The 12,933-nt window shown below is 58.7% G+C and carries 14 protein-coding genes, 1 tRNA gene and 1 pseudogene; 11 read left to right on the top strand and 5 right to left on the bottom strand.

The genetic code is table 11. The features are described from left to right. Nucleotides 1–14: 14 nt before the first annotated feature. The 4 genes from radA (at nt 15) to EOK75_RS13745 (ending at nt 4,276) form a co-directional block, all read left to right on the top strand. The gene (gene radA, locus EOK75_RS13760; RefSeq protein WP_137194663.1) at nt 15–1,373 is read left to right on the top strand and encodes a DNA repair protein RadA; all 1,359 of its coding nucleotides are present in this window, start codon (nt 15–17) and stop codon (nt 1,371–1,373) included. Between the two features lie 22 nt (nt 1,374–1,395). Then, nucleotides 1,396–2,004: a CvpA family protein gene (locus tag EOK75_RS13755; RefSeq protein ID WP_137194661.1), complete on the top strand. Its 609-nt coding sequence runs from the start codon at nt 1,396–1,398 to the stop codon at nt 2,002–2,004. A gap of 75 nt (nt 2,005–2,079) precedes the next feature. Next, the gene (gene purF / locus EOK75_RS13750; RefSeq protein ID WP_137194660.1) at nt 2,080–3,543 is read left to right on the top strand and encodes an amidophosphoribosyltransferase; all 1,464 of its coding nucleotides are present in this window, start codon (nt 2,080–2,082) and stop codon (nt 3,541–3,543) included. 79 nt (nt 3,544–3,622) lie between these two features. Continuing rightward, nucleotides 3,623–4,276: an SDR family NAD(P)-dependent oxidoreductase gene (locus tag EOK75_RS13745; RefSeq protein ID WP_137194659.1), complete on the top strand. Its 654-nt coding sequence runs from the start codon at nt 3,623–3,625 to the stop codon at nt 4,274–4,276. 42 nt (nt 4,277–4,318) lie between these two features. Here the strand turns inward: EOK75_RS13745 and purS are convergent, their stop codons facing one another. Together purS and EOK75_RS13735 are read right to left on the bottom strand one after the other, a co-directional pair. Beyond that, nucleotides 4,319–4,558 carry a phosphoribosylformylglycinamidine synthase subunit PurS gene (gene purS, locus EOK75_RS13740; protein ID WP_137194658.1) on the bottom strand — a complete coding sequence of 80 codons (240 nt, stop codon included), beginning with the start codon at nt 4,556–4,558 and terminating at the stop codon, nt 4,319–4,321. Between the two features lie 13 nt (nt 4,559–4,571). Continuing rightward, nucleotides 4,572–5,333, bottom strand: coding sequence for a phosphoribosylaminoimidazolesuccinocarboxamide synthase (locus tag EOK75_RS13735; RefSeq protein WP_137194656.1), 762 nt, complete (start codon nt 5,331–5,333; stop codon nt 4,572–4,574). A 178-nt stretch (nt 5,334–5,511) separates the two neighbouring features. Between EOK75_RS13735 and EOK75_RS13730 the strand changes: the two genes are divergently transcribed. Further along, entirely contained in the window at nt 5,512–5,826 is a 315-nt protein-coding gene (locus EOK75_RS13730) for a DUF1476 domain-containing protein (RefSeq protein ID WP_137194654.1), read from the top strand. A 79-nt stretch (nt 5,827–5,905) separates the two neighbouring features. Continuing rightward, on the top strand, nt 5,906–6,919 hold the full coding sequence (bmt, locus tag EOK75_RS13725; RefSeq protein WP_137194653.1) for a betaine--homocysteine S-methyltransferase: 1,014 nt from the start codon (nt 5,906–5,908) through the stop codon (nt 6,917–6,919). Here the strand turns inward: bmt and EOK75_RS13720 are convergent. After that, nucleotides 6,916–8,010 carry a PA0069 family radical SAM protein gene (locus EOK75_RS13720; RefSeq protein ID WP_240794110.1) on the bottom strand — a complete coding sequence of 365 codons (1,095 nt, stop codon included), beginning with the start codon at nt 8,008–8,010 and terminating at the stop codon, nt 6,916–6,918. The genes bmt and EOK75_RS13720 overlap by 4 nt on opposite strands. A gap of 153 nt (nt 8,011–8,163) precedes the next feature. Here EOK75_RS13720 and EOK75_RS13715 point away from each other — a divergent pair, with 153 nt between their 5' ends. Next, the gene (locus tag EOK75_RS13715) at nt 8,164–8,859 is read left to right on the top strand and encodes a corrinoid protein (RefSeq protein ID WP_137194652.1); all 696 of its coding nucleotides are present in this window, start codon (nt 8,164–8,166) and stop codon (nt 8,857–8,859) included. 72 nt (nt 8,860–8,931) lie between these two features. Here EOK75_RS13715 and EOK75_RS13710 read toward each other — a convergent pair whose 3' ends face one another. Together EOK75_RS13710 and mgtE are read right to left on the bottom strand one after the other, a co-directional pair. Then, complete coding sequence (locus tag EOK75_RS13710) at nt 8,932–9,465, bottom strand: 5-formyltetrahydrofolate cyclo-ligase (protein WP_137194651.1); 534 nt, start codon at nt 9,463–9,465, stop codon at nt 8,932–8,934. Beyond that, complete coding sequence (gene mgtE, locus EOK75_RS13705) at nt 9,462–10,832, bottom strand: magnesium transporter (RefSeq protein WP_137194650.1); 1,371 nt, start codon at nt 10,830–10,832, stop codon at nt 9,462–9,464. Before mgtE ends, EOK75_RS13710 begins: the two co-directional genes overlap by 4 nt. Nucleotides 10,833–11,114: 282 nt before the next feature. On the opposite strand from mgtE, the gene EOK75_RS21870 reads away from it, so the two are divergent. From EOK75_RS21870 to EOK75_RS13695, 4 genes and pseudogenes are all read left to right on the top strand, one after another. Further along, nucleotides 11,115–11,420 (top strand): transposase, encoded by a 306-nt coding sequence (locus EOK75_RS21870; protein WP_420821947.1) that lies wholly within the window; start codon nt 11,115–11,117, stop codon nt 11,418–11,420. Nucleotides 11,421–11,426: 6 nt separating this feature from the next. Further along, a complete protein-coding gene (locus EOK75_RS21865; RefSeq protein WP_420821959.1) occupies nt 11,427–11,723 on the top strand; it encodes a hypothetical protein in 297 nt (98 codons plus the stop codon). Further along, a pseudogene (locus EOK75_RS21860) lies at nt 11,642–12,328 on the top strand (IS3 family transposase); the annotation flags it as partial. The gene EOK75_RS21865 and the pseudogene EOK75_RS21860, both read left to right, overlap by 82 nt. 278 nt (nt 12,329–12,606) lie before the next feature. Continuing rightward, a tRNA-Thr gene (locus EOK75_RS13695) sits at nt 12,607–12,682 on the top strand. The last annotated feature ends 251 nt before the right edge of the window (nt 12,683–12,933 follow it).

The raw sequence follows: 12,933 nt of genomic DNA, 5'->3' as shown, positions 1-12,933 counted from the left end.
TTGCATCAAGACGCATGGCAAAAGCACCCCCAGCATTCACTTGTACAGCCTGCGGCGCCGCCCATAAGAAATGGGCCGGCCGTTGCGAAAGCTGTAACGCATGGAACAGCGTGATCGAGGAGGCACCGCTCTCGGCGGGCCCAAAATCCTTGGGCCGCAAGGGCCGGATGATCTCGCTGACCGATCTTGCCACCCAAGCAGACCCGCCAAAGCGCGCCACCAGCGGGATGGATGAATTCGACCGCGTTCTGGGTGGCGGTCTGGTCGAGGCCTCTGCGATATTGGTTGGCGGCGATCCGGGCATCGGGAAATCCACGCTTTTGCTGCAAGCCGCCGCTGCCTTTGCGCGCAACGGTGTGAAATGCATGTATATCTCGGGCGAGGAAGCCTCAGCCCAAGTGCAGATGCGCGCACAGCGTCTTGGCCTTGCCGATGCGCCTGTGATCCTTGGCGCCGAAACCAACCTGCGCGATATTTTGACGACCTTGGATGCCGAACGCCCCGGCCTTGCAATCATCGATTCCATTCAGACCATGTGGCTGGATACGGTCGATAGCGCGCCCGGCTCGGTGTCCCAAGTGCGCTCTGCCGCGCATGAGCTGGTGACATTTGCCAAAAAGCGCGGCGTAGCGGTTATTCTGGTCGGCCATGTCACCAAGGACGGCCAGATCGCAGGCCCGCGTGTGGTCGAACATATGGTCGATACCGTGCTTTATTTCGAGGGTGAGCGCGGCCACCATTTCCGCATTTTGCGCGCCGTGAAAAACCGTTTTGGCCCCGCCGCCGAAATCGGCGTATTCGAGATGACAGGCGACGGGCTGGCCCAAGTCACCAACCCTTCCGCGCTGTTCCTGTCGGACCGCGATAAACCCGCCCCCGGATCGGCTGTGTTTGCGGGGATCGAGGGCACGCGGCCGGTGCTGACGGAAATTCAGGCGCTTATCGCGCCCTCCCCGCTGGGCACGCCGCGCCGGACGGTTGTCGGCCTCGATTCCGGTCGGCTGTCGACGATCATGGCCGTGCTGGAGGCCCGTTGTGGCATCCCCTTTGCGGGGCTTGATGTCTATTTGAATGTGGCCGGCGGGATGCGTGTATCGGAACCCGCGGCCGATCTGGCGGTGGCTGCGGCCCTGCTTTCCGCGCGGGAAGATGTTGCAATTCCGCCAGATATGGTGCTTTTCGGGGAAATCAGCCTGTCAGGTGCCCTGCGCCCCGTCGCCCAGACCGAAAACCGGTTGAAAGAGGCGATGAAACTTGGTTTCTCACAGGCAATCGCGCCCTCCCGGTCCAAAATGGCCGGGGTGGAGGGTATGGCCGTGCGCCAGATGCCCGATTTGACGGCCTTTGTAGGCGAAATGTTCGGGGCCGGATAGCGCGCCCCAAGGGAGATAAGTGATGGATGGCTTTACCTTGATCGACGGCGTGGTGGCGCTTGTCATAGTGTTGTCAGCCGTGCTGGCCTATTCTCGCGGGCTGGTGCGCGAAACACTGGCGATTGCAGGCTGGGTCGGCTCGGCCGTTCTGGCTTATGTCTTTGCCGCAGCGGCCCAACCCCTAATTCAGGGCTTTGCCGCAGAAATCCCCAAAATCGGGCCAAGCATCGCTGAAAGCTGCGAGCTTTCGATCATCGTCTCCTTCTCGGTGGTCTTTGCGATCGGCCTTGTGGTTTTCGCGCTGTTTTCCCCCTTGCTGTCGTCGCTGGTGCAGCGCTCGGTTCTGGGCGGGCTGGATCAGGGGCTTGGGTTCTTGTTCGGGGTGGCGCGCGGTGTGCTTTTGGTGGCGGTTGCCTTCATCGTTTACGATCGTGCTGTGGCGGCCAATACCGTAGAAATGGTCGATAATTCGCGCTCTGCGAAAGTCTTTGCCTCCTTCCAGGGCGACCTTGACGGTTCCATCCCGACAGACGCGCCCGGCTGGATTTTGGCGCGCTATGAGGCGCTGACCAGCGGTTGCGCAGAACCGGTCGAGACAGTAACCCCAACCACGCCACCTGTCGAAAATTAAGATCAAGGCGTGACACGCCCCGCGCGAGGGCTTACACGGGGGGCATCAAAACCCCTCGGATTCGGAGCCCCAGAAATGCGTCCTTTCCTCGCCCACCCCTTCGACGACGACAAGTTGCACGAAGAATGCGGAGTTTTCGGTGTCATCGGAATGGCGGACGCAGCCAACTTCGTTGCCCTTGGCCTGCATGCGTTGCAACACCGCGGACAAGAGGCGGGCGGCATCGTTACCTATGACCCTTCTGTCGGCTTTTGTTCCGAACGCCGGTTCGGCTATGTCCGTGACAACTTTACCAAAGCCTCGGTGATGGCCACCTTGCCCGGTACAATCGGTATCGGCCATGTGCGCTATTCGACATCCGGCTCCAAAGGGGCCACCGCGATGCGCGATGTGCAGCCCTTCTTTGGTGAATTTTCGATGGGCGGCTCGGCGATTGCCCATAACGGCAATATCACAAATGCCGAATCCCTGCGCAAAGAGCTGATCGAGCGCGGCTCTATTTTTCAATCCTCTTCGGACAGTGAATGCATCATCCATCTGATGGCGCGGTCCATGGGGCGCACCATCCCCGACCGCTTCGAAGAGGCGCTGCGCAAGGTTGAGGGTGCGTTTTCCGTTGTCGCAATGACCCGTACCAAGCTGATGGGCGTGCGTGACCCGCTGGGCGTGCGACCTTTGGTTCTAGGCAAGCTGGGGGACGGCTGGGCGCTGAGTTCCGAAACCTGCGCGCTTGATATCATCGGCGCCGAGTTTATCCGTGAGATCGAGCCGGGCGAAATGGTCGTCATCTCGTCCGAGCATGGCGTTCAAAGCCACTTCCCCTTCCGCCGTATGAAACCCCGCAGCTGTATCTTTGAACATGTGTATTTCTCGCGTCCTGATTCGATCCTTGGCGGTCGGTCTATCTATGAAACCCGCCGCCAGATCGGGGTAGAGCTTGCGCGCGAAGCACCCGTAGAGGCAGACCTTGTATGCCCGGTTCCCGACAGTGGCACCCCCGCAGCCATCGGTTATAGCCAAGAAAGCGGCATTCCTTACGCGATGGGCATCATCCGCAACCAGTATATGGGCCGGACGTTCATCGAGCCGACCGAGCAGATCCGCAATATGGGTGTGCGCCTGAAGCTGAATGTGAACCGCGCGCTGATCAAGGGAAAACGGGTTATTCTGGTCGATGACAGCGTTGTGCGCGGCACCACTTCGCGCAAGATCAAAGACATGATCCTTGATGCGGGTGCTGCCGAGGTCCATTTCCGCATCGCTTCCCCGCCAACGGCCTGGCCTTGTTTTTACGGGGTGGATACGCCGGAACGTTCCAAACTTCTGGCCGCGACCATGACCGAAGAGGAAATGTGCGCGTGGATCGGTGTCGACAGTTTGAAATTTGTCTCTCTCGACGGGCTTTACCGGGCTGCGGGTGAGGCAAACGGGCGTGACAATAATTCACCGCAATACTGCGATGCCTGTTTCTCGGGGGAATACCCCATTGCCCCCTCCGATATGATCGAAAAGGGCTTTGAGATGAAAGCGGCTGAATAACACGTCTTTCATTCAGTCAAGAACATCCCCTGCCAAAGACCTGACGCTGTCTTTGGCAGGCCCGTTATAAGGAAACGACATGAGCCAGAAAATCGCCCTCGTCACCGGTGCCTCGCGTGGGCTTGGCGCGGCAATGGCCGAAGAGCTGGCCCAGAAGGGCTGGCATGTGGTTGCCGTTGCCCGCACCACAGGCGGGCTGGAAGAAGTGGATGATCGCGCCAAAGCCGCCGGAGCGGTGGATGCGCTAACGCTGGCGCCGATGGATATCACCAATGATGATGCGATGCGGCATCTGTGCCGGTCAATCTTTGACCGTTGGGGCGGGATCGATCTTTGGCTGCATACGGCGGTTCATGCCGCCCCCCTGGCACCGGCCGGACATATCGACACCAAGGACTGGGATAAATCCATCGCCACCAATATGCGTGCGACCGGAACCTTGATCCCGATGATGGAACCGCTGCTACGCGCGCGCCCCGATGCATCTGCGATGTTCTTTGAGGATCCCCGCGCCGGCGAGAAGTTTTTCGGCGCTTATGCTGCGTCCAAGACCGGACAGATCGCACTTGCCCGCGCGTGGGCGGCTGAAAGCACCAAGAATGGCCCGAATATCAAAATCGTGACACCTGCGCCAATGCCCACGGCGACCCGCGCACGCTTCTTTCCCGGTGAGGATCGCAGCGCGTTGACTGCTGCACGCGATGAGGCAAAGCGTCTTCTGGCGGATATCTAGGAAGTCCCCTGCTGCCAACGTTATGGCAGCAGGGCGAATACTCTAGATAAACTCGACGGTATATTTTTCGATCACCGTGTTGCTGAGCAATTTCTCGCACATCGCCTTGACCTGCGTCTCGGCGGCTGCGCGGTCGTCGCCTGCAAGATCCAATTCGATCACCTTGCCTTGACGCACGCCGGTTACGCCTTCAAATCCCAGCGTTCCGAGAGCGTGGCGCACGGCCTCGCCTTGCGGGTCCAGAACCCCGTCTTTGAGCATGATATGAACACGAGCTTTCATCGTTGGGCGCCTTTCAGTTGATCAGGGTCGGCTTGGTGTTATGCGTGACATTGGTGGGCAAAACCCCCAAACGCCGCGCCAGTTCGGTATAGACATTGGCCATCGGGATCGGCTCATGGCCTTGCGCCGCGCGCTCGGACAGGTCGAGGCCGCGGATATCCCACAAACGGCAGCTGTCGGGGCTAATCTCATCGGCCACGATCAGGCGCATGAAATCGCCTTCCCAGACGCGGCCCACTTCCAGACGGAAATCGGCAAGACGCACGCCCACACCCAGCATGACGCCGGACAGGAAATCATTCACCCGCAATGAAAGTGCAATGATATCATCAAGATCTTGCTGGTTGCCCCAGTTGAAGGCGACGATGTGTTCTTCCGATACCATCGGATTGCCCAGCTTTTCGTCCTTGAAGTAATACTCCACAATCGGGCGCGGCAAGGGTGTGCCCAGTGGCAGGCCCAAACGTTCGGTCATGGCACCCGCAGCATAGTTGCGCACCACAATTTCCAGCGGCATGATTTCGGCCATACGCACGACCTGCTCTCGCATGTTCAGACGTTTGATGAAATGCGTCGGCACCCCAATGCCGTTAAGGCCGGACATAAAGAATTCCGACAGGCGGTTGTTCAACACGCCCTTGCCTTCAACTGCGGCCTGCGGCGGAACCGCGTCAAGCTGGCCGTCGTCCTTGTAATATTGGATAAGCGTGCCCGGCTCCGGACCCTCATACAGGATCTTGGCCTTGCCCTCGTATACTTTCTTGCGGCGTGCCATGAGGTCCCCGAGTAAATACCAAAGCTGCCAGCCTTTTGCCGACGCCCCTTTATCCACGGGCTATAGTATATGGCGCGCGCGCCCGCAAGCCAGCGTAGGAAATCGGGCATCCCACTCTTGCAGCAGGCGGCTTTGAAGGGCATATCTACACTAGAAAACCAAAGTGAAGGGTCTGTCCATGTCGACATTCGATGAACGCGAAAACGCATTCGAGGCGAAATTTGCCCATGATGCCGAAATGCAATTCCGTGCCGAGGCACGTTGCAACAAGTTGGTGGGCCTATGGGCGGCCGAGCTTTTGGGAAAAACCGGGCAGGAGGCCACCGATTACGCGATGACCGTCGTCGCTGCCGACTTTGAAGAGGCCGGGAATGAGGACGTGGTCCGCAAGCTTGCTGCCGATTTGAACGGCAAGGTCGAGGCCGATGTCATCCGCGCGAAACTGGCCTCCACGCTGCCGGTTGCCAAAGCGCAGTTGATGCAGGAGCTTTAAGCGCGACCGGCATCCTACGCGACGAAATCAGGGCGTCCCGATAAGGGTCGGCCCCCATAAGCCATAAGGCGGAACAGATATGACAGACGCATTGACCAAGCTTCTTGGCAGCCGCGAGTGGTTGCTGGCAGATGGCGCGACCGGAACCAACCTGTTCAATATGGGGTTGGAATCCGGTGAGCCGCCTGAATTTTGGAATATCGACAAGCCCGATAACATTCGCAAGCTTTATCAGGGCGCGGTTGATGCCGGATCAGATATCTTTCTGACCAATACGTTTGGCGGCAATGCCAGCCGTCTGAAGCTGCACAAGGCACAGTCCCGCGTGCATGAGCTGAACCGCATTGGTGCCGAAATCGCGCGTGAAGTGGCCGATGCCTCTGGCCGCGATATCGTCGTTGCGGGGTCTGTCGGGCCGACCGGCGAGATTTTCGAACCCATGGGCACGCTGACCCATTCTGCGGCGGTGGAGATGTTTCACGAACAGGCCGAGGGGCTGAAAGCCGGCGGTGCCGATGTGCTTTGGATGGAAACCATCTCTGCACCGCAAGAATACAAAGCTGCCGCCGAGGCGGCCAAGCTGGCGGGCATGCCGTGGTGTGGCACCATGAGCTTTGACACCGCCGGTCGCACGATGATGGGCACTACGTCGGCGGATATGGTTGCACTGGTGGAAAAGCTGGACTATCCGCCGCTGGCGTTCGGGGCAAATTGCGGTGTCGGGGCGTCGGACTTGATGCGCACGATGCTGGGGTTTGTCGCCCAAGGCACCGAGCGTCCGCTGATCGCCAAGGGCAACGCGGGCATCCCGAAATTCCATGACGGGCATATCCATTATGATGGCACGCCCGCGCTGATGGCCGAATATGCCGTGCTTGCCCGCGATGCCGGTGTGCGCATCATCGGCGGCTGCTGTGGCACCATGCCAGAACACCTGCGCGCCATGCGAGAGGCGCTTGAAACCCGCCCCAAAGGCCCGCGCCCGACGCTAGAGACGATCTCGGAAGCGCTGGGGGGGTTCTCCTCGGCTTCGGACGGAACCGGCGACGATTCGGGCGCGCCCAAGCGCGAACGGCGCGGGCGGCGCGGCTAAAACAGGCGAAGCTGATCCCCCGCCTGTGCGGGCGGGGCAAAGAGATCACAGCGCATCGGCGGCTGGCGCAGGGACAGCCCCAAGCGCCCAAGCGCCAGATCAAAGCGTTTGGCGATCAGATCCGACCAGATGCCACGCCCCCGCATCCGCACGCCGAAGCTGGCATCATAGGATGCGCCATTATGCAGATCGGCCAAACGCGCCAACACCTTTTCGGCGCGCCCCGGCGCATGTTGGGCCAGCCAGTCACGAAACAGCCCCTCTACCTCACCCGGCAGGCGCAGCATGATCCAGCTTGCCGCCACAGCACCCGCATCGCGCGCGGCCTCCAGTATCGCTTCCATCTCGGGGTCGGTCAGGCCAGGGATCACGGGGGCGACCATCACTCGCACCGGCACCCCCGCATCCGTCAGCCGCCGGATCATTGCCAAGCGCCGCGCAGGGGCTGGGGCGCGAGGCTCCAACGTACGCGAAAGCCCGGCATCCAGCGTCGTCATCGACACCCCAACCCGCGCCAAGCCTGCCGCCCCCATCGGTCCCAAAATATCAAGATCACGTTCGATCAGCGTGCCTTTGGTGGTGATCGCCACCGGATGCTGGAAATCGCGCAAGACCTCCAACACCTCGCGCATCACGCGGTGCGTGGCCTCGATCGGCTGATACGGGTCGGTATTCGTACCAATCGCGATCACCGCAGGCCGGTAGGCGCGCGCCCGCAGCTCTTTGGCCAAAACAGCGCCAATGCCGGGGCGCGCGATCAGCTTGGTCTCAAAATCCAGGCCCGGCGACAGGTTAAGATAGGCATGCGAGGGCCGCGCATAGCAATAGGCGCAGCCGTGTTCGCAGCCCCGGTAAGGGTTCACCGAACGGTCAAACGGCAAATCCGGCGAGGCGTTATAGCTGATCGCAGAGCGCGCCTGCTCCAGCCGGACCTCGGTGCGCAAAACCATATCCTCAGGCGCGGACCAGCCGTCATCCACTGCCACCCGCACAGCCCCTTCAAACCGCCCGACGGCGTTAGAGGCCACCCCCCGCCCCCGCAAGCGCATATCCCGCGGCACCGTCCCGATTTCATCATCATTCTGTGTCATCCTGCCACACTAGAACAAATCGGCAACATGGTGCAAGAATTCGTATCGTCAAAAGGTAAACTGTCGGCTTTCACGCAGCCTGTGTCGCAAATCGAGGAGTGGCCCGCGCGCTTTGCGAGCATTCAGAAATAGAGAGCCGCGCAGGAGCATCCAATGTCTGAAGATGAAATCATCCTTTCCGAACTGTCCGATGATGAGCTGGTCTTGCAAATGCATGACGACCTCTATGATGGCCTGAAAGAGGAAATCGAAGAGGGCGTGAACATCCTTATCGCGCGAGGATGGGCCCCATATGATGCGCTGACCAAGGCGCTTGTCGCCGGCATGACCATCGTTGGCGCCGACTTCCGCGACGGGATTTTGTTTGTGCCAGAGGTGCTTTTGGCCGCCAATGCGATGAAGGGCGGGATGTTTATCCTCAAGCCGCTTTTGATCGCCACGGGCGCGCCGCGCATGGGCAAAATGGTGATTGGTACCGTCAAGGGCGACATCCATGACATCGGCAAAAACCTTGTCGGCATGATGATGGAAGGTGCCGGCTTTGAGGTGCGCGATCTTGGGATCAACAACTCCGTCGAGGCTTATCTGGAGGCGCTGGAAGCCGAGCAGCCCGATATCCTTGGCATGTCCGCCCTGCTGACAACGACGATGCCTTATATGAAAGTCGTGATTGATACGCTTAAGGAAAAGGGTATGCGCGATGATTATATCGTGCTGGTCGGTGGCGCGCCTTTGAATGAGGAATTCGGCCGCGCCATCGGTGCCGATGCCTATTGCCGCGATGCCGCCGTTGCGGTGGAAACCGCCAAAGCGCTGGTCCTGCGCAAGCACAATCAACTGGGGGCCTAGACCACGCCTTTATCTTTCAGGAACGGCCTAGACGGACGAGGTTTCGCATAGGCTGTTCCTTTTCACTACTGGTCACACGGTTATAACGCCGCGCTCGGTCACGATCACATCCAAAGGCTGATCTGTTGCCTCAATCGGCACCTCGGGCATTTCTTGCGCCGAGAATGCAAAGCCGACTGCCAGAACCGGCCCACGCGCGCGCAGCCCCTCCAGCGTGCGGTCATAAAAGCCCCCGCCATAGCCGAGCCTGTAGCCTCGCCGGTCAAAGCCGACCAATGGCACGATCAGAACCTCGGGCGTGACCCAAGCCCCCTCAGGCGGGATCAACGCCCCGAAGGCGCCGGGCACCATAGCACAGCCGGGGCTCCATTCACGGAACCGCAGGGGCTGCCCCTCACCGATGATCACCGGCACCCCGACCGTGCCAACATGTGCCGCCATCGCAGGGAGCGGGTCGATCTCTGTGCGCATCGGCATGTAACCGGCCAACGCGCGCCCGGAATGGGGGGCAAGAAAATCGGCCAATATCTCGGCCGCCTGCCCCTGACCGGCAGCAAAGGCCGCTTTGCGGGCGGCAAAGGCCTGATTGCGCGCCCCCGATTTCATAGCAATATCCAAGAGGCGAGTTTCAGGAAGGCAAAGAAGCCAACCACATCCGTCACCGTCGTTACAAACGGGCCTGACGCCAACGCCGGATCGACACCAAAGCGTTGCAACGTCATCGGGATCAAGATCCCCCCTGCCGCGGCAGAAATCAACGTCAGCACCATAGCAATCGCGATCACCAAAGACAGCATCGGCAGGCCAAACCACCACCCTGAGATTGCCGCCATCAACAGCCCGAAAATCACCCCGTTGATCGCGCCCACCGCCGCCTCACGCCGGATCACGCGAAAGGCGTTTTGGGCCGTCAGATCGCGGGTTGCCAAGGCACGCACCGCCACCGTCATGGTCTGCGTTCCAGCATTGCCCCCCATCGAGGCGACAATCGGCATCAACACCGCCAAGGCCACCATTTGGTTAATCGATTCGGAGAATTCCGAAATCACGATAGATGCTAAAATCGCCGTCAGCAGGTTGACCAGCAACCAAACTGCCCGCCCCTTTGCCGCCTCATAAATGGTATCGGTCAGGCTGGCTTCATCGCCAACACCGGCCATCCGCAGCATGTCTTCCTCATGCTCTTCATCCAAGACGTTCATCGCGTCATCGATGGTGACGACACCGACCAACCGGCCATCCTCATCGACCACAGGGCAGGAAATCAGGTGATACTGGTTGAAGATATAGGCGACATCGGCCTCCGGCTCCGTCGCCTTCACACTACGAAAGCTCTCCTCGGCAATATCCTTCAGCGCCACATCCCGCCGCGACGACAGCATGCGCCCAAGGGTCACATAGCCTCTCGGCTTCATCCGGGGGTCCACCAGAATGATATGGTAGAACTGATCGGGCAGGGAATCGTTGGACCGCATGAAATCAATGGCCTGCCCCACATCCCAATGTTCAGGCGCGGCCACCACTTCGCGCTGCATCAAACGCCCGGCAGAATAATCAGGATATGACAGTGCGCGTTCAACCGCGACCCGGTCTGCGGCCTCCAGCGCCCCGAGGATCCGGTCCTGATCCTCCTCCTCCATATCCTCAAGGATGTCGACCACATCATCGGTATCAAGTTCGCGCACCGCATCGGCCAGAACCGAGGGCGAAAGCGTTTCGATAACCTGTTCGCGGATGCCTTCCTCCAGCTCCGACAGGATGTCGCCGTCAATGCCGTTCGGCCAGAGCCGCAGCAATTCACGACGGTCGTTCGCGCTTATCTGCTCCAGAAGGTCGGCGATGTCAGCGGCGTGGAGAGGCTCCAGCAAACCGTCGAGTCGGGCGGCGTCATTGGCCTCCACCGCGTCTTGAATAGCCTCTACCCGGCGGGCATCCAGCACATCTTTGTCCATTTCCATAAAATCGTCGGACATATGCCCCCCTAGACTTGGTCACACGACCTTAAAATATGCCGGATCAAAGAAACAGGGGCGATTGAAAAATTACCGGGCCGAGGCGCGTCGCTTTTTCTGGATCATCCCTTTTCCACCAAAGAGGCACCTGCCCTTTTGGCAGGAGAAGCGCGGCAAACGAACCTGATTCTGCCGCGATCCCTCACCAAACGATCCAGTCCTCCTGCGGCAAAGGAATGAAGTGGTCCGGCAAAATTGGACAGCGTGCTAAGGTGTATCCAATACGAACGAATGGATACGAGAATGACAAAGCGACGGAATTTTTCAGATCAGTTCAAGGCTGCTGTGGCGCTTGAGGCGCTGCGCGGTGACAAGACGGTTCAGGAGATCGCAGCCAAACGCCAACTTCACCCTACGCAGGTAAGCACGTGGAAACGGCAGGCGATTGAAGGCATGGCAGGGGTGTTCTCAGATAAGGTCAAGAAGGCTGAGAATAAGGACGGCGAAATTAAAGAACTGCACGCCAAGATTGGTCAACTGGCGGTGGAAAATGATTTCTTGTCACAAGGGCTGAAGCCGTTGCCCGGCAACGCATGTTTACATGCGTGAGAGGGGATGAGCCCATCAAAACGCCGCGAGATGATCCGTAAAGACAACACAAAACTGAGCCTGACGCGCCAGTGTAAGTTGCTCAAGATCAGCCGCTCATCGATCTATTACACACCAGTTGGCATGAATGCTGAGACGCTTAAACTTATGCATGAGATTGATTGTGTGTTCACGAAATACCCGTTCTTTCGTTGCCCGGCAGGGCATTGCGCAGCAATGGCCCGAGAGGGGGCAGCCGCCCAATCGTGGCTTATTTTCCTCAGTCGGGGTTCTCTGCTGGGCGGCATCTTGTTCGTCGCCTGATGAACCTCATGGGGTTGCAGACCATCTATAAGGGGCCGAACGCCAGCAAAAAGCATCCTCAACATCGGATCTATCCTTATCTGTTGAGAAAGCTCGCTATCACGCAGCCCAATCAAGTTTGGTGCGGCGACATTACCTACATTCCGGTCAAGAACGGCTTTCTGTATCTGGTGGCGATTATGGACTGGGCGACCCGCAAGGTTTTGACCTGGCAGCTTTCCAATACGCTCGATGCCAGCTTTTGTGTTGAGGCGTTGGAGGAGGCAATCGCCCGATATGGCAAACCAGAGATAATGAATACGGGCCAGGGCAGCCAATACACAGGCACGGGCTGGATCACGACTTTGACCAAGGCTGAAATTAAAATCTCGATGCCTCTCGGGATATTGCGATGCAATACCCTGACGGTAATAGATGGGCGGGGCCGCTACTTGGACAACATCTTCATCGAACGGCTGTGGCGGTCGCTGAAACAGGAGGCCGTCTATCTGCATGAAATCACCGACGGTTTCCAAGCGAAACGGATCATCGATAACTGGATTGAGTTCTACAACTCAGAGCGCCCTCACACGGCCCTTGATAAGCGCACTCCGAACATCGCATAATTCACCCAAGCGGAGATACAAAAAGCGGCATGAACATACACCAAATGCACCTTAGCCAAGCCGAAAACCTGTCCTGAAAAGCACGACCACTTCAGGAAAACGTGGCTACCTTCTTGCCGCTTGCGCACATAATCCGCAAATCAAGCCATAGTTCATGCCCGCAAAAGCAATCAACCCCTGTCAAATCCCACAGGCAGGCCCGCATTCAGAATTTTTCTGTCGATAGTGTCATTACCGCTCTTGCACAGCATACCGACAAAGGTTATCAGACCCACGTTGCCCCTATAGCTCAGCTGGTAGAGCATCTGATTTGTAATCAGAGGGTCCGCGGTTCGAGTCCGTGTGGGGGCACCATTTACGCTTGAAATCGTTGAATCTTCAAGGCATTACCCCAAAAACCGCTACACAACCGCTACACAAAGTGGTGTGGCGACTATGAGGTTCACGATGGAATTGCCACATCTCAAGATTGGGAAAACGGGCAACGCTAAGTATAGGCGTCGTATCACTTCACCCCAAATGCGGGCGATGTTGGGCAAGTCTGCGGTGGAATGGTCGCTTAAAACGAAAGACCCGCTAAAGTACCAAGAGGCTTGGGAAGTCCA

Origin of the sequence: Pseudorhodobacter turbinis, assembly GCF_005234135.1 — a bacterium.
GTDB lineage: Bacteria > Pseudomonadota > Alphaproteobacteria > Rhodobacterales > Rhodobacteraceae > Pseudorhodobacter > Pseudorhodobacter turbinis.
Note: the sequence above shows the minus strand (reverse complement) of the source record. Positions and strands in the feature narration are given on the sequence as shown.